The 21,615-nt window shown below is 65.8% G+C and carries 21 protein-coding genes; 18 read left to right on the top strand and 3 right to left on the bottom strand.

Translation table 11 applies throughout. From position 1 onward, the window contains the following. Positions 1–205: 205 nt before the first annotated feature. Positions 206–559, bottom strand: a complete 354-nt coding sequence (locus M2282_RS15185) for a MarR family winged helix-turn-helix transcriptional regulator (RefSeq protein WP_280809618.1) — start codon at positions 557–559, stop codon at positions 206–208. A gap of 416 nt (positions 560–975) precedes the next feature. On the opposite strand from M2282_RS15185, the gene M2282_RS15190 reads away from it, so the two are divergent. Then, a complete protein-coding gene (locus M2282_RS15190; protein ID WP_280809619.1) occupies positions 976–1,539 on the top strand; it encodes a hypothetical protein in 564 nt (187 codons plus the stop codon). A 9-nt stretch (positions 1,540–1,548) separates the two neighbouring features. On the opposite strand, the gene M2282_RS15195 is transcribed toward M2282_RS15190, so the two are convergent. Continuing rightward, a complete protein-coding gene (locus tag M2282_RS15195; RefSeq protein ID WP_280809620.1) occupies positions 1,549–2,487 on the bottom strand; it encodes a LysR family transcriptional regulator in 939 nt (312 codons plus the stop codon). 50 nt (positions 2,488–2,537) lie between these two features. Then, entirely contained in the window at positions 2,538–3,476 is a 939-nt protein-coding gene (locus M2282_RS15200) for a LysR family transcriptional regulator (protein ID WP_280809621.1), read from the bottom strand. A 482-nt stretch (positions 3,477–3,958) separates the two neighbouring features. Between M2282_RS15200 and M2282_RS15205 the strand changes: the two genes are divergently transcribed. From M2282_RS15205 to M2282_RS15285, 17 genes are all read left to right on the top strand, one after another. Next, the gene (locus M2282_RS15205) at positions 3,959–4,627 is read left to right on the top strand and encodes a hypothetical protein (protein WP_280809622.1); all 669 of its coding nucleotides are present in this window, start codon (positions 3,959–3,961) and stop codon (positions 4,625–4,627) included. 41 nt (positions 4,628–4,668) lie between these two features. Next, positions 4,669–5,649: a LysR family transcriptional regulator gene (locus M2282_RS15210; protein ID WP_280809623.1), complete on the top strand. Its 981-nt coding sequence runs from the start codon at positions 4,669–4,671 to the stop codon at positions 5,647–5,649. A 5-nt stretch (positions 5,650–5,654) separates the two neighbouring features. Further along, positions 5,655–6,227 carry a MarR family winged helix-turn-helix transcriptional regulator gene (locus M2282_RS15215; protein ID WP_280809624.1) on the top strand — a complete coding sequence of 191 codons (573 nt, stop codon included), beginning with the start codon at positions 5,655–5,657 and terminating at the stop codon, positions 6,225–6,227. 160 nt (positions 6,228–6,387) lie between these two features. Then, complete coding sequence (locus M2282_RS15220; RefSeq protein ID WP_280809625.1) at positions 6,388–7,365, top strand: AraC family transcriptional regulator; 978 nt, start codon at positions 6,388–6,390, stop codon at positions 7,363–7,365. Between the two features lie 139 nt (positions 7,366–7,504). Then, complete coding sequence (locus tag M2282_RS15225) at positions 7,505–7,810, top strand: Flp family type IVb pilin (RefSeq protein ID WP_280809626.1); 306 nt, start codon at positions 7,505–7,507, stop codon at positions 7,808–7,810. A 24-nt stretch (positions 7,811–7,834) separates the two neighbouring features. Continuing rightward, complete coding sequence (locus M2282_RS15230) at positions 7,835–9,724, top strand: pilus assembly protein TadG-related protein (RefSeq protein WP_280809627.1); 1,890 nt, start codon at positions 7,835–7,837, stop codon at positions 9,722–9,724. 17 nt (positions 9,725–9,741) lie between these two features. Beyond that, positions 9,742–10,728 carry a hypothetical protein gene (locus tag M2282_RS15235; protein WP_280809628.1) on the top strand — a complete coding sequence of 329 codons (987 nt, stop codon included), beginning with the start codon at positions 9,742–9,744 and terminating at the stop codon, positions 10,726–10,728. 50 nt (positions 10,729–10,778) lie between these two features. After that, positions 10,779–11,438 carry a hypothetical protein gene (locus tag M2282_RS15240; protein WP_280809629.1) on the top strand — a complete coding sequence of 220 codons (660 nt, stop codon included), beginning with the start codon at positions 10,779–10,781 and terminating at the stop codon, positions 11,436–11,438. Between the two features lie 10 nt (positions 11,439–11,448). Further along, positions 11,449–11,667, top strand: a complete 219-nt coding sequence (locus M2282_RS15245; protein ID WP_280809630.1) for a hypothetical protein — start codon at positions 11,449–11,451, stop codon at positions 11,665–11,667. Between the two features lie 6 nt (positions 11,668–11,673). Then, the gene (cpaB, locus tag M2282_RS15250) at positions 11,674–12,642 is read left to right on the top strand and encodes a Flp pilus assembly protein CpaB (RefSeq protein ID WP_280809631.1); all 969 of its coding nucleotides are present in this window, start codon (positions 11,674–11,676) and stop codon (positions 12,640–12,642) included. Between the two features lie 64 nt (positions 12,643–12,706). Next, on the top strand, positions 12,707–14,311 hold the full coding sequence (locus M2282_RS15255) for a type II and III secretion system protein family protein (protein ID WP_280809632.1): 1,605 nt from the start codon (positions 12,707–12,709) through the stop codon (positions 14,309–14,311). 10 nt (positions 14,312–14,321) lie between these two features. Continuing rightward, entirely contained in the window at positions 14,322–15,965 is a 1,644-nt protein-coding gene (locus M2282_RS15260; protein ID WP_280809633.1) for an ATPase, T2SS/T4P/T4SS family, read from the top strand. After that, positions 15,962–16,819, top strand: coding sequence for a type II secretion system F family protein (locus M2282_RS15265; RefSeq protein ID WP_280809634.1), 858 nt, complete (start codon positions 15,962–15,964; stop codon positions 16,817–16,819). The genes M2282_RS15260 and M2282_RS15265 overlap by 4 nt, the downstream gene beginning before the upstream one ends. 7 nt (positions 16,820–16,826) lie before the next feature. Beyond that, entirely contained in the window at positions 16,827–17,714 is an 888-nt protein-coding gene (locus M2282_RS15270; protein ID WP_280809635.1) for a type II secretion system F family protein, read from the top strand. A 21-nt stretch (positions 17,715–17,735) separates the two neighbouring features. Continuing rightward, the gene (locus M2282_RS15275; protein WP_280809636.1) at positions 17,736–18,077 is read left to right on the top strand and encodes a DUF192 domain-containing protein; all 342 of its coding nucleotides are present in this window, start codon (positions 17,736–17,738) and stop codon (positions 18,075–18,077) included. 20 nt (positions 18,078–18,097) lie between these two features. Then, positions 18,098–19,300, top strand: coding sequence for a TadE/TadG family type IV pilus assembly protein (locus M2282_RS15280; RefSeq protein WP_280809637.1), 1,203 nt, complete (start codon positions 18,098–18,100; stop codon positions 19,298–19,300). Then, complete coding sequence (locus M2282_RS15285) at positions 19,300–21,555, top strand: spermidine synthase (RefSeq protein WP_280809638.1); 2,256 nt, start codon at positions 19,300–19,302, stop codon at positions 21,553–21,555. The genes M2282_RS15280 and M2282_RS15285 overlap by 1 nt, the downstream gene beginning before the upstream one ends. Positions 21,556–21,615: the final 60 nt, after the last annotated feature.

The raw sequence follows: 21,615 nt of genomic DNA on the forward strand, positions 1-21,615 counted from the left end.
CCCACCACCAGCATCTACGGCGAAGTGGGCAAGCTGTGGGCCGCGGGCGGGGCGACGGATGTGAAGTCTTCCGTGCAGGGCTCGCTGGGGTTGCGAATGAAGTGGTGAGGTGAGGTGAGGTGAGGCGCGGACACCAATCCGCGTCGCGCCCGCAAAGCCTAAACCGTGCGCCCGGCTCGCCGCGCGTCGATGCGCGGCGGGCGCCTCAGCGCGGACCGCGCTCGTCCATGCGCTCCAGCAGTTCGGATAGCAGGGCGCGTTCCGCGAGGCTCATGGGCGCCGGTCGACCGCTCTCCATGCTGGCTGCGACCGCTTCGGTCTTCTGTACCAGTTCGCGGCCCTTGCGGGTGAGGTGGATGCGACTCGACTCGCTGTCCATTGCATCGCGGTCCCGGCCCAGAAGGCCACGCGCTTCGAGTCGATCGGCGCTGAACGCCAGGCGAGGCATCGAGATGCCGAGCGCCCTGGCCAGCGGGGCGGGTGTGACTTCCTGGTTGGCGTTCACCAGCACCAGCATCAGCAACGAGTATTCGATGGTGGCCGGTTGAAGGGGTCTCACCGGCGGTCCAGCCTGGTTTCGAAATCGGGTTGGCTCGGCGGTTTCAAGAGGAAGCGGGAATGCAGAAGATTGCATGAGTTCTCCGGGTCGGCACCCGACGGTGCTGTCGTTTCCTTTTAAGCACGAGACCGGTTGTTGACCTAATCCATCAGTTCCTGCCGAAGGGATGTTGCCTCTCTGCATGGGAACAGGCGGCGTTTGTTCATGCCGTATTCATCTCCTGCTCAGCACCGCTTAATGCACGCTTCACGCCTCATGCATCTGGCGTTGGTGCAATGGAGCCCTCGGGTCAGGTATCTCCGGTGTCGATGGGAGGTATCGAGGAGAACAGCTTTGCGGACACGGTCCGCACTCCTATGCTTCGCCACTGTGTTGCATTAATCCGATAACTCCAACCACTCCAGACGGAATTGAAAATGAAGAAGATCACGCAAGTCGCCATCGCCAGCCTCCTGATCGCAGGCGCGATCCTGCCGGCTGCAGCCAGGCAGAAGGACATCGACCACAGCGTCACCGAGACCGAAGTCCTGGTGGCCCAGAAGGCCTGGTGCAAGGCGCTGCTCGACATCGGCGCCGCCAATGCAAGCGGTGGCCAGGAAGCGGCCAAGGCATTGGCCGAGAAGGTCATCGACAGCGCGTATGCCTATCAGTCGGGCGCGGTGCTCTTCAAGCCCACGCTGGCCGCATCGCCGCAGACCTTCCGCACCGCGCGCGATGGCGCACTGGCGTACTTCGTGGGCGGCAACCCTGCCTTTCCGAACGACACGGGTTTCGCGCTGAAGGGCTGGACCAAGTGCGAGATCGAGAACAGCGCCGTTCTCATCCACCGCGACACCGCCAGCACGATGGGCAACGTGCTGTTCACCGGCCCGGACGGCAAGGTCACCACGGTCGACAAGACCTGGAGCTTCGTGAAGGACGAGGCGGGCAAGCTGCGCATCGTCGTGCACCACTCGTCGCTGCCGTACGCCAGCCGCTGATCGGCACCTTCAGCCCGGCGGGGCCTGGTCCGGTTCGGCATCCATGCGCAGGACGGCTTCATGCATCAGTCCGCGCAGCCAGACCAGCCCCGGGTCCCGTGTGCGGTGCTTGTGCCACTGCTGCGTCTGTTGCATGAGGGGAATGGGCATCGGCAGCGGGAGCAGCGTGATCGGCAGCGATCGCTGGGCGATGCGAGCAAGCCTCACACGCATGGTGGCAATACGGTCGGTGCCCACCACGAGATATGGTGCGCCCATGAAGCTGAAGGTCGTGGCCTCGACGCGCCGCGCATTGCCGTGGAGCTGAATGAGCCCGTCCTCTGGCGTCGGCTTGTCCACGTCCGCAGGTTGCACCACGACATGGCCCGCCGTTTCGTATTGCTTGGCCGTCAACTCGACGGACCGCGCAAAGCGGCTCTCGTTCCAAACCGCGCAGCAGAACCCTTCTTCGAACAGCGTCTCGGCGGGATGGTCGGACAAGCCATAGGAGCGAGGAATCACCAGCAGATCCGCCTCGCCGTTCTCCAGCGCACGCTGTGGCCGTTCCAGCAACGGGATCAGGTCGAAACGCACGGTGCGAGACTGCTTCTGGGCCAGTGCGAGCACATGGGGTATCAGTGTGATCGCCGTGTAGTCGGAGACGATCAACTGGAAATTGCGATCCGACTCCGAGGGGTTGAATTCCGGCGCCGCTGCGATAGCGGTGTCCACGCGCATGAGGACGTCGCGCACCGCCTCTTTCAACACCTCGGCCCGGCTGGTGAGTTCGAGCTTGCGGCCCACGGGCACCAACAGGTCGTCGCCGAAATAGGTCCGCAACCGCGCGAGCGCACTGCTCATGGCGGACTGGCTCAGGTGCAGTTGCTCCGCCGCCCGGCTGATGCTGCGTTCCCGCAGGAGCGCATCGAGGGCGACCAACAGGTTCAGGTCCAACTTCTGAAATCGCATGCTTGTTCTTTTCTCCTGGATTCAATGGCGCGAGCTACCGGACGGCGCAGTCAATCGGTCAGGCTCTGGTCCGGTTCGGCATCCATGCGTGCAGCGGCGTCATGAAGCAGTCCACGCACCCAGATCAGCCCGGGGTCCCGGGTGCGGTGCCTGTGCCATTGCTGCACCTGCTCCAGCCGGAGCGTCGGGGCCGGCAGTGCGAAAAGCGTGACGGGCAGCGCCTTGCTGGCGAGTCGCCCGAGCCTGCGATGCATGATGGCAATGCGGTCGGTGCCCACCACGAGATAGGGCGCACTTACGAAGCTGAAGGTCGTGACCTCGATGTGCTTCGTCTTGACATAGCGATCCTTGAACCAGCTCTCCAGGCTCGGCTTGTCCATGGCCGGAGGCTGCACCGCGACATGGCCGGCTGCTTCGTATTGCGCGAGCGTCAACTCGCCGGCCCGCGCAAAGCTGCTGTCGCTGCACACCACGCAGCAAAGCTCCTCCTCGTACAGCTTCTCGGTGGGATGGTCCGTCAAGGCGTAGGGGCGCGAGATGACCATGAGGTCCGCGTCGCCGCTCTCCAGCGCCAGCTGCGGCCGGCCCGGCACCGGTATCAGGTCGAAGCGCACGGTGCGCGATTGCTTCACGGCCAGGGCGAGTACATGGGGTATCAGGGTTGCCGCCGTGTAGTCGGAGACGGCCAGCTGGAACTTGCGATCCGACTCCGACGGATCGAACTCCGGAGCCGTTGCAATGCTGGTGTCCACACGCATGAGGACGTCGCGCACGGCCTCCTTCAGCGTCTCGGCCCGGCTGGTGAGTTCGAGCTTGCGACCCACGGAAATCAGCAGGTCGTCGTCGAAATATGCCCGCAGCCGCGCCAGCGCACTGCTCATTGCGGACTGGCTCAGGTGCATCTGTTCCGCTGCCCTGCTGATGCTGCGCTCCCGCAAAAGCGCATCCAGGGCCACCAGCAGGTTCAGGTCCAGCTTTTGAAATCGCATGGTTTTCCTCCTAGTGGATCGATACACCAAGCCCGTTATGCGGGTTTGGCTGCACGACGCCTCCAAATCGATTCTCAGGTATCTCCAGCATCGATACGAGGTATCGAGCGAAACAATTTTGCGGATACATCCGGGCCTCCTATGCTTCGCCACTTTGTTGCATTACTCTTTGTTTCACATTCTCCCGCATGCGGTCTTTCCCCGATATCGCCCTTTGGCGAATCGACGGTCGACAAATCCTCTTCGCGGTTTCAGGCGATCAGGTAGCAAGTGGCACCGGCTCTTCTGAACCAGAGCTCCCGTATCCCGGTTGAGTCCGGCGCGGCGCCCCTGTTGCGCTCGCTCCGATGGCCGCCGCGTCGTGCGACACCGCCGGCGCCTGGAAGCCATCCAGAAGTCATTTCATTGCACAACGAAGAACAACAAGTGATCGATCGCCATATGCATCTCGAAGGCAACACATGCCCAGGTTGAGGCTTGGCTTGTTCAGGTTGCCGGCCGTCGAAATCGTCGTCGTCCAGACGATCGTTCGGCTGTCCGCGCAGAGCCGCTCGTTCCCATGGAAGCTGGTCGACGAGCCGCCGTTCGACGCATTGCTCGTCGACGGCACCTTGATCGAAGACCATCTGGCCGAGGTCGAGCAAATGGCCCCTGCGGTGCTGACCGTGACGCGCCTGCATTCGGAGGGCATGGCGAACACGCTGGAGCGTCCCATTCGCGCCGAGAAGCTCCAGCAGTGGTTGTTGAACACCGGGCGAGAACTGGTCGAAGCGCGGCGATGGGCGGCCCCCGCGAAGCTGGAGTCGGCCCTGTCGCAGGAGCTTCTGGACTCCGCCCGTTTCATGCTTCGCCGCTGGCCTCCAGTTGCGCTGATGGGCCGCGACGAAGACAACGACAGGATGGCGAACCTGCTCTGGCAGCGCCAGTTGAGCGCGAGCGAGTTGGCCGATCGCTGCGGTCAGTCGGTCTCCCGTTGCGTGGGATTCCTGCAGGCGTTGCGCAATGCAGGCGTGCTGGATGTGCAAGTGGGAACAACGCAGCCGGACGAGCCGCAGTCGCCGGCGACGCCGCAGTCCGAAAAGGAAAGCGCGGATCCAGAGCGGGGCGTGATCGACGGATGGGCTCGCCGGCTCGGGCTCCGCTCGGCATGACGCGGCGCAGGACGCGTGCCCACCGATCCCTCATTTGAACGATGCGTTTCAACAAACTTGATCTGAACCTGCTGGTGTCGCTCGATGCGATGCTCGTCGAGCGCAACATCAGTCGCGCGGCCGAGCGCCTGCATGTGAGCCAGTCCACGATGAGCAGCGCGCTGGGACGACTGCGGACGTACTTCGGCGATCCGCTGCTGGTTCAGGTCGGCCGCGGCATGGAGCTCACGCCGCGGGCGCAGACCTTGAAGGAAGACGTGCGCGACATCCTGAGCCGCCTCAACGCCGCGGTCGCCACGCAGCCGCAGTTCGACCCCGCGAAGTCGGACCGCGAATTTCGCCTGCTCGCTTCCGACTACACGCTGGTGACGCTGCTGCCGCATCTGCTCGCGCTGGTACGCCAGCAATCGAGCAGCGTGCGCTTTCATTTCTCCCCGCTGCCGCAACTGGACCGCCCGCACCGTGCCCTCGAAGGTGGGGAGGCGGACCTGTTGATCTGCCCGCACAACTACTGCTCGCGCGAGCACCCCACCGAGATCCTGTTCGAGGAAGAGTTCGACTGCGTGGTGTGGAACGACAGCCGCTTCGCGGAGCCCGGCGTCATGACCCTGGAGCGGTACATGGCCGCCGATCACGTGGTGACACAGCCCTCGGGGATCGACCGGACGCCGTTCGAGAGCTGGTTCATGGAACACCACGGCATCACCCGGCGCGTCGGCATCAAGACATTCAGCTTCGTGGCCGCGCCGTTCGCGGTCGTCGGTACCGAGTACGTGGCCACGGTGCAAAGGCGGCTTGCGCGATTCGCGCAGGGTGCCCTGCCGGTGACGCTGCTGCCCTTGCCCGTCTCGATTCCGAGGATGCAGCAGGCGATGCAATGGCACCGCAGCCGCACCCACGATTCCGGGATGGTCTGGCTCCGCAGGCTGCTGGGCGAGGCGGTCCGGCGGATGGATGGTGGCGAGGTCCGGGCAGCCGCCCGAACCTCGCCTGTTGGAAATGTCTGGCTTCAACCCTTCTGATTCATATGCGCGATTTTCCTGATGCGGTTGCCTTGCGCACCCCCCGTTCCATCGATGACCTGCTCCTCTACCGGATATGGCGCGCGGCGCGCGCGAGCAACGGCATGGTGACCCGCATGATCGAAGGCGGCTTCGGCATCACGCGCCGCGAGTTGGGAATGATGGGTGTGCTTGTGGAGATGGGCGAGATCACCGCCTCGCAGTTCGCGGAGCACCTGGATCTGGACCGTGCGAGCGCCTCGATCGCACTGCGCAGCCTCACCGGGAAAAAGCTGGTGGAGCGGCGACAGGACAGCGAGGACCGCCGTCTCGTGCATGTGCGCCTGAGTCCTTCGGGCCGGCAGCTTTTCGACGAACTGCTTCCTCGCCTCTCGCATCTCGATGTCGATCTTCTCGATGGCATCGACGCCGCACACCTCGAGGTTTTTCTCGATTGCCTGGAGCGTCTGGAGATGCGCGGCGACGAACTGGATGCGCGTCGCATCGCCCGCGAGAAGTGGCGCCCATCCATCGACCGGCACGTGTCATCGGCGGGCGGAGCGCAGCGTTCGGAGGCACAGGCATTCCGGTTGCGCTGAAAAATGAGTTGCTGAATTTCAGTTTAAGCACTGTTCGGAAGTACGCATGACTGAACACAATTCACGGCTTCGGCATTGCATGACATTTCCTTGCGCTCCTCATCTCTCATGAAGACCTTGCTGGTCCATCTCTCCGACCCGATGCTGGCGGATGGCGCCGATGGATGCATTCGTTGAACGCAACGCCTGCTCGACAGAGGGCTTCCCAGGGCCATCGCAGAGCCGGTTGATGCCCGAGGCCGGTGTCGAGCTCGAGCTCGCGCGTGCGGTCACGCTGGGTTATGAGCCGTCCGGGGAGGCCGGATTGATTCGCTGCCACTCCCACGGTTTTCCTTCGCCCCTGGCGCGCTGGCACTGCCATGCAGAGTACGAACTCCATCTGATTTCCGCCACCTCGGGCGAGGCCTTCGTGGGCGACTGGATCGGCACCTTCGACCCTGGTCACCTCGTGCTGTGCGGACCCCAGCTCCCGCACCATTGGCGTTCGCTCGATGCGCCGCCGGAAGGCGTGGCGCAGCGCGACCTCATCATCCACTTTTCGCAGGAGCCGATCTTCGAGGCCGCCGAGAAGATTCCGGAGTTCGTCGAGGCGGTCGACCTGTTGAAGCGTGCGCAATATGGCATCGAATTCTTCGGCATGGCCGAATCGGCCGAGAGGCACTGGAAAGCCATCGACAACGCGCGGGGACTCAAGCGGTTCAGCCTGTTCTGCGAGCTCCTCGCCAACCTTGCGCAGTGCACCGACTACCGGCTGCTGTCGGGCGTGCAGGCCAGCGGTGGCAACGACATCAAGGCCATCAACCATCTCGCGGCCCGCATCGCCCTGGATCCGTCGAGGGACATGAGCACGGCGGAGGTCGCGAGCGAACTGGGCATGGATGCGGGCCGCTTCGGCCGGCTGTTTCGCCGCGCGACCGGCTATGGGTTCGTGAATTACCTGAACCGCGTCCGTGTGAACAAGGCTTGCCTTCTGTTGATGCAGACCGAGCGCCAGGTGGTGTCGATCTGCTACGAAGTCGGCTTCAACAACCTCTCGAATTTCAATCGGCAGTTCCTCGAGATCAAGGGCATCACGCCCAAGGAATACCGCAAGCGAAGCCAGAGAAGGCTTGAAGCGGGCAGCGATCCTGCGATCTAGAAAAGGCGCCGATCTGCTGCCTGTTCAAAAGTTCGATCCCTATCAGGATCAGCAAAAAGTTTATCGGTTTAACAGGAAGCGTCCTCCTACGATTTGGGCGCGTTCCCTTCAATCAACTTCAAACTTTGAGGAGCTTTCAATGCAAGCCAATCGTCTGACAGTCATGAGCCGCCGTATTGCCGCGAAGATCAAGATCCGAGGACAGGGCATGACCGAGTACCTCGTGATCCTGGGCCTGATCGCCATCGCCGCGATTGCGGTGTTCAGCTTCTTCGGCCAGACCATGCGCAACCAGGTTGCCGGCATGGCGCAGGAAGTGGGCGGCAAGACCGGCTCGGCGGAAGTGACGAATGCGCAGGCCGCTGCCGCCAAGGCCTCCACCAACGCCGAAGTCAACATGAACATGAGCACCTACACCAAGGGCGGTGCCGACGGCGCCAAGTAAGCGCCACACAGCGTGAGACCGGCAGTGGTTGTCGCTCCAAGGTCCAACACGAACGCCGCCCGCCAGTCGGGGCAGGCGATCGTGTACCTGGTCGCGATGCTGCCGGTCATCTTTCTCAGCGTGCTCGTGGTCTACAACACAGCCCAGTCGACACGCGAGAAGATCCGGCTCCAGAACACCGCGGACGCGACCACCTACAGCGCCGGCGTCCTCACGGCGAGGACGCTCAACTACCTGTCCTATACCAACCGGGCGATGGCGGGCAACGAGGCGGGCATCGCCACGCTTGCGAGCGTGCAGACCTCCATCGGCGCCTTCGTCACCAGTGCGGCCAATATCCAGGAAGGCCTGGTCGTCGCCAAGGGGCTTCAGGGTGCCAACAACCTGGCGCGCAGCGCCAGGCCCATCGTAGGCATCGTCTACTACGCGCGCTGGCTGGGGAATGTCGGGCAGGCCTTCCGCCTGCAGCGCAAGGCCGACCGCATTGCCGACCTCGTCGAACCCCTGGCCAAGCCGACGCAGTTCGCAGTCGATGCGCTGCGTGTGCTCAACGAAGGCATTTCGCTCAGCCAGACCGCGATGCTCGCGAGCTCGGTGGCACAGATGCCGCAGCTCATTGCCGAGGTGCTGAAGTCCAACGACCCCGAGGCGTCGCTGCCGGCCAGCGAAACCGAGATCTTCGCCATCAAGTTCGTGGCCGACCTTGGCACTTATCTCGATTCCTACCATCAGTCCGGAAACGGGCCTTTCAACGAAGACGAATACAACGAGGTGATGCGCTTCGCGCACTCCGCGCAGGCCCTGCGCGACGACTGGACCAAGAAGCGCCGCTTCCTGCCCGACTGGGCCAGCTGGATCGGCGCCAGCCTCGCGGGCCCGTTGCAGGGCATCACGAAGGAGATGCAGAACGTGCCGCCCGGCTTCAGCAGCATCACCGGCCTGATCCTGAACGATCTCGTCGAGTGGAAGGGCGGCACGGAACTGGTTGCCACCGACGGCCCGGCCGGTGGCGAGATGGGCCGCATCCGCTGGCAATCGGCCGATTCCATCGAGATCAAGCTGCCGCTGGGTGTGCTCTATACCGACATCATCGGCGGCCTGGGCGACATCGCGCGGGGGCGCTTCGGCCTTGGCGCGGGCGCCGCGGCAGCGGGCGGGCCGCACTACATGAGCAGCTGGGAGGGGCAGCGCCTGACGCTGCGCAGCTATTTCCGCGAAGCGCGCGACTACGGTGGCCTCAACAGCAAGACCAACGATATCGCCCGGATCGAGCGCGGCTCCTTCCGCTATGCGGCGGACGACAGCAACGGCGGCCTGCTTCCCGCCACATGGCCGGTGCTGGTGTTCAACGCGAAGATGCACTACGGGCCGCGCACCGCGATCGGCAGCAAGCTCACGCAGGACTGGACGCTGCCGCGCTACGTGGACGTCAAGGAGCATCCGCCGATGGTGGCGCACGAGGCCGACAACTGGCTCGCGCAAAACGGCTTCAAGGGCAGCAATCCGCTCAAGTGGGGCAAGAACACCGACAAGGGGCCTGCGCTCACGCTGGTTGTGCAAAAGGGCGGCGACAAGGTGCGCACCGGCGAAGTCGCCGGCTTCGGCAATCCGAATGCGGACGGCCGTGTCGGCCTCCGCGACAACTTTGCCGGCCGGCAGATCAAGGCGGTGTCGACGGCGCAGGTGTACTTCCGCCGTCCGCAGGACCGTTGGGCGCGGCGCGACTTCTCGACGGACGATCCGCCGACCATCGGCAAATACAACGTCGGCTTCGCAGGCGGCTACATCGAGCATCGCAGCCTGTTCAGCCCCTACTGGCACGTGCACAACGTCGAGCCCTCGCTGTGGGCCCGTGCCGTCGCCGTGGGCGGAGCCGTTTTCGGCGCTTCGGCCGACGAAGACGGCGCCAATTGAGGCCGGGAGCACGCAGCTTGAAAAACAACCCGCTCTCGCGCGTGCGCTGCGCAATGCCCCGTATCCATGGCCATTCGATGACGGAGACGCTGCTCGCGGCGAGCTTTGCGGCCCTCACGTTCGCAGCGATTCCCGCCATAGCCGACTACGGCATCAAGGGCATGCAGACGGCGTCGGCCGCGAAGCTGCTCGCCTGGCAGCGCACCGTGTGGATGCCCGGCACGGACGCCATCAGCGCGGAGGAGGCCAAGGGTGCCTCCGGCGCCATCAAGAAGTCCGACGACGAAGTCACGCGCGACCTGCGGCGCCACATCTTCCGCGACCGCACGGCGCCCGGCATCTCGATCCATGCCCCCGAGATCGCGGAGTTCGAGCCGGCGCTCCCGCCCATCGACCCGAACACCGTGAGCGTGACCGCTTCGACCACGGCGGCCCCGCTGCCTTCGCTGATGAACGCCAGCGACATGCTGTGGGACCAGATCCGCACGGTGCAGGACAAGCTCGGGGGCAACGTGCTGACGGGGTCGCTCAGCAAGTTCGCCTTCGTCACCAGCGGCTACCTGCGCAATGAGGTGAATGTCACGCAGGCCAACGCCCAATTCACGCTGGTGCCGCAGATCGCGATCAGCGAGCAGGTGACCATGCTCACCGAGGCATGGAACGCCGGCGGCACCAACCGCGAAGACAAGAAGATCCAGGGCCTGATGCCGATGAAGCTGCTCGACAGCATCTACTACCAGCAGTTGCGCACCGGCCTTCACCAGACCGCCTACTCGATCAACCAGGTCTATCCCGGCTTCCCCAACTCGAATCTCAATTTCGGTTTCCTGCCGGGCGACCAGACCGAGAAGTCGCCGCTCGACCGCTTCGAGCGGATGCCGCCCACGGGCACCGCGGATGGCGAGACCGGCGGCGAGGGAGATGCGGTCGGTGCCAGCACGAAGGACAAGTTCCGGTACTACCGCTCCTTTCCACCGCCACCCGTGGTGAACACGCTGCCGTGATGCGCTTTCAGTGGCCCCTTCGATGGCTCGTCTGCCTTGCATGGCTCTGCATGGGCGGGCTCGCGGCCGCCGCGCCGCCGCCTCGCGACTGGCCGGCCATTCCGTCGCCCTCCGGTGCCAGGACCTACTGGATCGCAGAGTACATGGAGCACAACACGGTTCCGATGCAGATCCGCGGTTTCGAATCCGGCGAATCGATGCAGGAGATCTCCCGCTACTACGAGAAATGGTTCGCCGACAAGACCGGGTATGGCGTGAGCCATGTGGGTGAGACCCGCGTGCTCGGCGCCCGCTTCGGCGTGTACCAGGTGACGGTGCAGCTGCGCGCGGTTCCTTCGGGCACGGCCGGCCGGCTGGTCGCGGCCGTGGTCTATGAAGAGGGCGAGAGTGCTGAGCAGCGCGCCGAACGCGTCGGCAAGGGCTTTCCGCGACCGCCCGGCTCGCTGGTGATCTCCGACACCCTCTCCTACGACGAGGGCCAGCGCAATCGAACCATCATGGTCACCAACGGCATGAGTGTGGAGACCAATGCGCTGTACCTGCGCGAACAGATGATCCGCCTGGGCTGGTCGCTGCTGCAGGACCGCACCGTCGAAGGCGGAGAGCGCTCTGCGCTGGTGTTCCGCCGCGGCAGGGAAGAGATGGTCGTGACCATCGCCCGGCGCGACGACACCTACCTCGTCGTCGCGAGCCAGACCACCCCCGACTGACACCTTCGCCATGCATCCACGCCATCGCCATCGCCCGCTGCCGCCCCAGGCAAGACCTGCCGCGCAGCGCGGCCAGGTCATCACCGAATACCTGCTCGTCGCCGGCGTGCTGGCCTTCATGTTGTTCGCCACCTTTCCAGGCGCGGACCGTTCCGTGGTGGAGCTCCTCATCAAGGCTTACCGCGATGCCTGGTCGAGTTTTTCGTACGCCCTTTCCTTTCCTCTGTAGCCAGGCATGAAACCATCTCCGGGACTCCTGAAGTTCAAGCAAAGCCTCAAGCGGCTGTCTCCCCTGATCGGCGCGCTGCTGCTCGGTTTGATGGCCGCGGGCCTGGGCTGGTACTACCTGCGCGCCAGCGAGCGCGAGATCGCCGCCAGCCTCGAGAAGGATGCCGACAGCCAGCGCCGCGACGTGGTCGTGGCGCGCCAGCCGCTCGGCGAGGGCACGCTGGTGCTGCCGGGCATGGTGGCCAAGCGCTCGGTGCCCAACGAGTACCTGCACAACGACGCACTCACGCCCGAGACCTTCGCGCAGTTCGCGGGCCGCCAGCTCACCGTGCCGGTGGCACCGGGCAGGCCGCTGCTCGCGTCGTTCTTCTCGGCACCGCGCAAGGTCTTCGCGCAGGAGATCGAGCAGGGCGTTCGGGCCATCACCATTCCGGTGGACGAGATCAGTTCCATCTCGGGCATGCTGCGCGCGGGCGACCGTATCGACTTCATGTACGTGGTCGAGAAGTCCGCCGCCAACGATCCGTCGGTGGTGGTGCCGCTCCTGCAGGACGTGGAGGTGCGCGCCACCGGCCAGATCACCGCGGAGCAGTTCGCCGCGATGCGCAAACGCGCCGATGTCTCCGCCGACACCGATCCCTACGCGCGGCAGCGCTACGCCACCGTGACCGTTGCGATCCAGCCGCAGGATGCGCAGAAGCTCATCCTGGCGCAGCGGCTCGGAAAGATCATCGCCACGCTGCGCAATCCCGACGACCGCGCCACCATGACCACCGGTGTCGATGCGGTCGACCTGGACGCCATCGTCAGCGGCTTCCGCCCGCAGCGCGCGGGACCGGTCGCGGCCTCGCATGCGGCCGGCGGCTCCGGCGTCGAATACATCGTCGGCGGCACCGGCGGCACCGGCGGCCGGGGCGCGCCCATGGCGCCGGGCCTGGGCCAGGCCCGTCCGCTGGACGAAGCGTCTCCGCGCTGATGCACACCCAAGCCACGCTGCCCAGCCACTGGCTGCCCATTTCCTCACCTCTAGAAGAAGTTCGATGAATCTCGAGCGATATGTTTTGGCAGCCGCGATGCTGTGTCTTGTCCTGGATGCCGCGGCGCAGGATCCGCGTGCGGGACGCGGCGGCGACGGCGTCGATGCCGGCTCGTTCGTGGGTGCAGGCCGCGGCGCGGCGGTGGCACCGCCGGGCACCGCTTCGGCCTCCGGCGGCACCGAACGGTCGCCGGGCATCCGGGCCGCGGCGCCACCGCCGCAAGCCGTGAACGAGGCCGAGCTGCAGCGCATCGCCGCGCGCGCCACCGTGCTGCAGCGGCTGCCCGACACGCTCACGCTCTACGTGGGGCAGATGGTGCTGGTCAAGATGCCGGGCGTGGCCCGCGTGGCGATCGGCAGCGGCAAGGTGCTGGAGGCGCGCGTGCTCGACGGCGCCAACATGCTCATCACCGCGCAGGATGCGGGCGACAGCACGCTGCACGTCTGGGACAAGAACGGCACCGTGCGCAAGCTCAAGGTGCGCGTGAACGTGGTCGACCTGGACCGCATCGCCGACGAGTTGCGCGAGATCACGCACGGCATCACGGGCGTGAACATCCGCCGCATCGGCGAGCGCATCATCATGGACGGCAACAGCCTCGATCCCGCTGCGGTCGAGCGCCTGAACACCGTGGCGCAGCTCTATGCGCCCGCGGTGGTGTCGCTGGCCACGGCCGACCGCATCCGCGTGGACCGCATGGTGGACATCCAGGTGCGCATCGTCGAGTTCAGCAAGTCCGCGCTCGATGACCTGGGTGTGCGCTGGCAGAGTTCGGGCGACGGCTTCAACTTCGGGCTCTTCTCGGACATCGCCTCCAGCGGCAGCTACCGTGTCCTGCCCGACGGTTCCAACTTCAATACTTCCAATACCCCGAACCTGCTGAACCAGAACCGGCGCATGCCGCAGGCCTACCTGGGCATCGGCCTGAGCCTGGGCTCGCAGATCAACCTGCTGGTGCAGCGCGGCAATGCGTTCCTGCTCGCATCGCCGAACCTCTCCACGCGCAGCGGGGGCGAGGCCAAGTTCCTGGCCGGCGGCGAGATCCCGCTGCCCGCATTGAGCACGCAGGGCGCGGGCTCGGTGGAGTTCAAGCCTTATGGCGTGCGGCTGAACATCAAGCCCATTGCCGATGGCGAAGGCAACGTGTCGGGCAGCATCCTCACCGAGGTGAGCAGCATCGACCGCAGCGTGGCGGTGCAGGGCATTCCGGGTTTGCTGATCCGGCGCACCGACACCGAGTTCAACGTGAAGGCCGGCGAGACCATCGTGCTGTCGGGCCTGTTGAGCCGCGAATCCACACGCTCCAGCGATGGCCTGCCGGGCCTGCGCAACACACCGGTGATCCGCCGCGCCTTTCGCGCCGACAACGACACCGACAAGGAACAGGAAGTGGTGGTGTTCATCACGCCGCGCGTGGTCGATGCGGCCTGGAGCCGGCCGCGCATCGAGCGCGCACGCGGGATCGAGCAGGACATCGGCCGCAGCTTCGGCACGCTGACCGAGGACAGGTCCGACCCGAGCGCCTCGCGCCCGCCAGCGCCAGCGGCCGATATGGGTGGCATGGGCGGCATTCCCGCCGGCACACCCAGTCAGCCAGTCGCACCCTGAGGCCGCCGCCATGCACAAGGTCTTCGTCAATTCGCCCCAGCAGGCCGTGCGCGAGGTGGCGCTCGACATCCCCGAGGTGCAGATCGGCAAGGACGCGTCGAGCCACATCGTGCTGTCGGGCTGGAATGTCGCGAAGCTGCATGCGCAGTTCGTGGTGCACGACGAAGAAGTGTTCGTGCAGGACCACGGCAGCCTCTTCGGTACCTGGGTGGACGGCAACCGCGTGACGCGCTTCGGCCCGATGAAGGGCGGCGAGGAAATCATCATCGGCGGCCACACGCTGGTGGTATCGCTCGACGTGGCGCTGCGGCCTGCCAGTGCCAGCCCGCAGGATGCGGCCGAGGCGGCGCAGCTTGCCGAAACGGCGCTGGCCATCGAAGACCCTCTCTTGCAATGGCGCCGTTCGCTGCATCGCACGTTGCTGGAGCAGCTGGACAACCGGCGCATCGACACCGCGCAGATGAAGGATGAGGAACTGCGCTCGAACGTTCGCGCGCTGATCAGCGAGATCATTCGCGACTCGCGCGAGCTTCCGCTCGACATCGATCGCGCGCAGCTGAGCCAGCAGTTGCTGGACGAAGCCATCGGCCTGGGCCCGCTGGAAGTGCTGCTCAAGGACGAGAGCGTCTCCGAAGTGATGGTCAACCGCTTCGACGAGATCTGGGTCGAGCGCTCGGGGCGCCTGGAGCGCACCAACGTCGCCTTCACCAGCAACATCGCGGTGCTGGGCGCCATCGAGCGCATCGTGACGCCGCTGGGCCGGCGCATCGACGAGAGTTCGCCGATGGTGGACGCGCGGCTCAAGGACGGGTCGCGCGTGAACGCCATCATTCCGCCGCTCGCGCTGCGTGGCCCCAGCGTCACGATCCGGAAATTTCCGAAGAATCGCATGGGCCACGAAGGCATGATCCGCACCGGCTCCATCACGCCGCAGATGGTGGAGTTCATGCGCATCGCGGTGGAAGAAAAGCTCAACATCATCGTCTCGGGCGGCACCGGCACCGGCAAGACGACCTTGCTGAACATGGTGTCGAACTTCATCCCGCCCAACGAGCGCATCGTGACCATCGAGGATGCGGCCGAACTCTCGCTGGGCCAGCCCAACTTGGTGTCGCTGGAATCGCGGCCGGCCAACATCGAAGGCAAGGGCGCCATCGCGATCCGCGACCTGGTGCGCAACTCGCTGCGGATGCGGCCCGACCGCATCGTGGTGGGCGAGTGCCGCGGCGGCGAGGCGCTGGACATGCTTCAGGCCATGAACACCGGCCACGACGGCTCGCTGACCACGCTGCACAGCAACTCGCCGCGCGATGCGATGTCGCGGCTGGAAGTGCTGGTGACCATGGCGGGCATGAACATTCCGGTGGCCGCGATACGCGAGCAGATCGCCTCGGCGGTGGACCTGATCGTGCAGCTCACGCGCTTTCCTTGCGGCAGCCGCAAGGTCACGCAGATCACCGAGATCACCGGTTTTGCCGACGGCATGATCCAGATGCAGGACGTCTACCTCTTCCGCAAGACGGGGGTGGACGCCGAGTTCAAGACCGTCGGGCATTTCGCGGCCGCCGGCACAGTGCCCGACTTCTTCGCGCGGCTGCAGGAGCACGGGCTGAAGCTGGACCTTGAATACCTTTTCGGCACCACCGAGGCATGAAAGCGGCTCTTCTCATCGCCTCGGTGCTCTGCGGCATGGGCTTCATCATGGTGTGCGGCTATCTGCTGATGAAGCGCTCGCCCGAGCTGGTGGGCAAGATGATGTCGAAGCTGCAGGCGAGCGGCCGGCGCACGCTGAACCTCTCCGAATTCCAGGCCCAGCATGCGGTGGCGTTCGCGTCGGGGCACGCATTTCTTGTGGCGCTGTGCGGTGCGATCGGCTGGCTGATTTCGGGCAACCCGCTCGGCGGTGTGGCGGCGGCAACGGTGCTCTACCTGTTGCCCGCGCGCTGGTTCGCATGGCAGCGCAAGAAGCGCAGGCAGCAGATCGAATCGGAGCTGCCGGATGCACTGCTGTTCATTGCGAGCGCGTTGCGCGCGGGCAGCGCACTGTCGGTCGCGGTGCAGGTGCTGGTGCGCGACCAGCAGGGGCCGCTGGGCCAGGAGTTCGGCCTGGTGCTCAAGGAGCAGCGACTGGGCGTGAGCTTCGACGATGCGATCCAGAAGATGTCGCAGCGCCTGGGCATTCCGGACTTCGTGCTGGTGGTGGTGGCGCTGCGCGTATCCAAGGAAGTGGGCGGCAATCTCTCGGAGCCGCTGCAGGTGCTGGCTGAGACGCTGCGCCGCAAGGCCATTCTGGAGGGGCGCATCCAGGCGCTCACCGCGCAGGGCCGCATTCAGGGGCTGGTGATGACGCTGTTTCCGCTGCTGCTGATGGGCGTGCTCTACCTGATGCAGCCCACCATGGGGTTGCTGTTCTCCACGAAGATCGGCTGGGCCGTGCTGGTGGTGATCGGCGTGATGCTGTTCCTGGGCTACGCGATGATCCGCAAGATCGTGGCCATCGACATCTGAGGTTCCGATGCGCTCGCTGATCCTCCTGGCCATCATCTTCCTGTGCGCGACCGTGGGCGTGATCCTGCTGCTCTACATGATCTCGCTGATCCGCAAGGCCAGGCCTTCGGAGCGCACCCACATGGACCCGCTGCCGCGCATGCTGCGCCTGGTGTGGCCGGTGGTGAACATCCTGCAGTTCCATGTGTCGGAGATCGCACCGACCTCGATGCTGGTCAAGCGCAAGCGCCAGCTGCAGCTCGCGGGCCTGGAGTTCGTGCTCAAGGCCGAGGAATTCATCGCAGTGCAGGTGGTTTCGCTGGTGGTCGTGGCCCTGCTGGGGCTTTGGACCGCGGGCCTGCTCAACGCGATGGCGGGCACCAAGGTGTGGGTCACGCTGATGTCGTGCGCGATCGGTTGGTACTACCCCGTGCTGTGGATGCGCGACCGGCGCAAGAAGCGCGAAAAGAACATCCTGCGCACGCTGCCGGGCTACCTGGACATGATCACGCTGTGCTGCCAGGCGGGCCTGAGCCTGACGGGCGCGATCGCGCAGGCGGTGCAGAAGGGGCCGGGCGGCGCGCTGGGCCAGGAGTTCGACCGCATGATGCGCGAGATGCGCACCGGCGTGAGCCGCATGGACGCGCTCAACGCGATGGCCGAGCGCCTCGACAACAAGCACATCAAGAGCCTGGTCTCGAACCTCACCCAGGCCGAATCGCTGGGCGCGAGCCTGGCGGACACGCTCTCGGCCATTTCCGACCAGCGCCGCACCGAGCGCTTCCAGCATGCCGAGAAGCTCGCGATGGAAGCGCCCGTGAAGATGATCGGGCCGCTGGTGATCTTCATCTTTCCGGTGACCTTCATCATCATCTTCTTCCCGCTGGTGATGCAGTTTCTCCAAACCCAACGCTAACAAGAAGCTTCTGGCACCACCATGCGCATCGTCTCGCTCCGATCTACCCAGGACCGGCCCTTCGGCCCGGTGCGCGTGGCCGAGCGCGGCTGGGACCGCACGCGCGGGCTGCTCGGCCGGCCACGGCTGGCCGCAAACGAAGGCTTGCTGATCGCACGCTGCAGTTCGGTGCACACGGTGGGCATGCGCTATCCGATCGATGTCGTCTTCCTGGACCGGAACGGCCAGATCGTCCGCGTCGTCGAGCAGCTCAAGCCGATGCGCATGGTCTGGTGCCCGGGCGCTGCCAGGGTGCTCGAACTGGACGCCGGCCAGGCACGCCGCCTGGCGCTGCTGCCGGGCCTGAAGTTGTCGGGTTGGTAAGCGGAGCGCAGGAGAACGACATGCATCGCACCTCTCATCCCGTGCATTGTTCGGTGCAGCGCCGGCATCAGCGCGGTGTCTCGATGACCGAGACCCTGATCGCGCTGCCGGTGCTGGTCCTCTTCCTGATGTGCGTGGTGCAGTTCGGCCTCATCTACCGTGCCCGCCTCACGCTCGAATATGCGGCGCACGAGGCGGCACGCGCGGGCTCGCTCAACAACGGCATGCCGCTGCCCTTTGTCTTTCGTATCGGCAACTCGACCACGCCGGGCTTGAGCACGCTCAACAGCGCCATGCTGGAGCTCAGCACCAACGCGCTCACCCGCGGCAGCGTGTGGCAGGGCCTGGTGAAGGGCATGATGCCGCTGAACGTGATCGACCCGAGCGTCGGCGGCATGTTCAAGGGTTGGGTCGCTACCAACACCGACCTGATCGAGTCGGCTTGCATCGAATACCTGAACCCCACGCAGACGACTTTCATCGACTGGGCTTTCATCGAGAACTTCGGCGAGAACCGCTGGACCCTGCAGATTCCCAACGACACCATGCGCTACCGCAAGCCGCTGCCATACGACTACAAGGCCAAGGCCATGGGCAGCGCCGCAGGCATCAACGACCCGCTGCCGCCCGACGCCGAACTGCGCGGCAGCACCTCGAACAAGACGCTGGGTGAATCGAACGTGCTGCACCTTCGGGTGCACTACGGCTACCGGCTCGGGATTCCGGTGGCCAACAAGATCATCCTCACCGCGCTCAAGGGCTACAAGTACGTCGGCGAGGCCTGGTACAGGCTGCTGTCCACCGACGGTGCGACGGCGCCGGGCACCGACTTCCGCCTCAACCAGCTGGACGCCTACTACATCGCCAATGGCAAGATCCCGCTGGTGGCCGAGGGCGTGGTGGGCATGGAGTCGCCGATGTACTGGCATCCGTTCTATTCGTTCGGTCCCACGAGCGACCGCAGCATCGAGCTGCAGTGGGACCCGGCGTGGAGCAACAACCTGGGCAACAACGTGCTGGAGAAGCCGGGCGACGCGATGACCAACATCTTCGCCTTCGTGCGCAACAACAGCACCGAATGGGCCACGCAACTGCTGGCCCGCGGCGTCGACGCGCTGGCCGACAAGGTGGGCGACGGCAACTCCTTCTGCCCGGCGCTCTGGGACGGCGCGGTCAAGGGGCAGCTGGACAAGGTGCCGAACCCGAACCGGGAAGGGTCCTGATGACAGAAGCGAGAAGGGCAAGGGAAGGCGCCGGCGCGCTGGCGCTCTGCGCATCGACGATCTTCGTCTCGGCCTTTCTTCTCTTCCTGGTGCAGCCGCTGATCGCGCGGCAGATCCTGCCGTGGTTCGGCGGCTCGGCCGCGGTGTGGACGCTGTGCCTCGTGTTCTTCCAGGTGGTGCTGCTCCTGGGCTACTTCTATGCCGATCTTCTCTCGCGCCGGCCGCTGCGTACGCAGGCCATCGTGCATGCGCTTCTCTTGCTCGCGGCCTGCGCGATGCTGCCGGTGATCCCCGATGCCGCGTGGAAGCCGACGGGGCAGGGCGATCCCGCGACGGGCGTGCTCGCCGTGCTGGCCGCGACCGTCGGGCTGCCGTACCTCGCGGTGTGCACCACCGGGCCGCTGGTGCAGAGCTGGGTCGCGCGGCTGCATGCGGGCGATGCGCCGCGGCAGGCGAAGGTCTACCGGCTGTTCGCGCTGTCGAACCTCGCGGCGCTGGCTGCCCTCGTGGTGTATCCCTTCGTGCTGGAGCCGGTGTTCGCGCTGCGTGCGCAGGCCATCGCGTGGTCGGCGGGCTTCGGGCTGTTCGCGGTGTTGGCGATCGTGTCAGTGGTGGCTGTGGCGAAGGCGCGGCCAGTGTGGATCCGCGACGAAGCGGCCGCAACCACAGCGGCGCCGCTGTCGTGGTCCGACCAGATCCTGTGGCTGCTGCTCTCCGCGCTCGGCACGGTCGCGCTGCTCGCGGTGTCGGCCTTCATCACGCAGGACATCGCCTCGGTGCCGATGCTGTGGATCGTGCCGCTCGCGCTGTATCTCCTGAGCTTCGTGCTGTGCTTCGACAGCGACTTCTGGTACCGGCGCTGGCTCTTCTGGCCGGCCGTGCTGGTGCTCGCGCCGGTGATGGGCTGGTACCTCAACACGCCGCAGCGCTCGCTGCCGATTCCCGCGGCCATCGGGCTCTTCTGCGCCGGGCTGTTCGCGACCTGCATGTTCTCGAACGGCGAGCTCGCACGGGCGCGGCCCGGGGCGGCGCGGCTCACGCGCTTCTACCTGTTGCTCGCGCTCGGCGGCGCAGTGGGCGGCATCTTCGCGGGTGTCATTGCGCCGCACTTCTTCAACGGCTACTGGGAGCTGCCGGCGAGCCTGGCGGTGCCGGGGCTCATCGTCCTGTGGCTCGCGCGTGCACGCCAGCAGTGGGTGTGGTTTGCGTTCGCGCTCGCCGTCGTGGTGGGCTTCGCCGCGTTCCTGCGGATGGACGCGGTCGCGGTGTCGACGAATGTCTTTCACGCGTCGGTCGCCGCGCTGGCCTGCTTCGCGGCAGGCTACACCGCATGGCGCGCGCGCTCATGGGCCGCGGGCGCGGGGCTGGCGGGCGCGCTGGTGTCGGCGGCCGTGGCCTGGCTTTCCATCGCCAGCGTGCTCGAAACCGACAACCGGACGATGCTGCGCGTGCGCAACTTCTATGGTGCGCTGCGCGTGGAGCAGTTCGGCATTCCGGGCGGGTTGACCGCATCGCGCCGGCTGATGCACGGCGTCATTTCGCACGGCGAGCAACTGCAGGGTGCGGTGCAGCGGCGCCTGCCGAGCACCTACTACGGACCGGAATCGGGCGCGGGGCTCGCACTGCTCACGAACCGCGGTGCATCGCAGCGGGTGGGCGTGATCGGCCTGGGCGTGGGCACGCTGGCGGCCTTCGGGCGCAGCGGCGATACCTTCCGCTTCTACGAGATCAACCCGCGCGTGATGGCGGCGGCGCGCTCGCACTTCACTTACCTCGCCGACTCGGCTGCGACGGTCGAGATCGCGCAGGGCGATGCGCGCCTCCTGATGCAGCAGGAGCTCGATGCGCACGGCTCGCAGCGCTTCGATGTGATCGTGGTCGACGCCTTCTCGGGAGATGCGATCCCGATGCACCTGATGACGCGCGAGGCGCTGGCGCTCTATCGCAGGCACCTGCTGCCCACGGGCGTGATCGCGTTCCACATCAGCAACCGGCACCTGGTTCTCGCGCCGGTGGTCAAGCGCCTGGCCGACGATGCGGGCATGCAGGCGTTGCGCGTCCAATTCAAACCCGCGCCCGGCAATGCCACCCTGGAGCACACCTCGGAGTACGTGCTGCTGACGAACGACGCGCGCTTTCTGCAGGACCCCGTCGTCCTCGAGCGCGGCGAAGCCATCGATGCCGCCGGAGTGGCGACATGGACCGACGACCACAGCAACCTGCTGGCCGCGCTGCGGTGGACGACCAAGCCTTGAGCTGAAGCGCGGGACGCCGCCGTCATGCAGGAGACAGACGGACGGGACCGGGCCGGGCAC

Origin of the sequence: Variovorax boronicumulans (assembly GCF_029892485.1) — a bacterium.
GTDB classification, from domain to species: Bacteria; Pseudomonadota; Gammaproteobacteria; order Burkholderiales; family Burkholderiaceae_C; genus Variovorax; species Variovorax boronicumulans_B.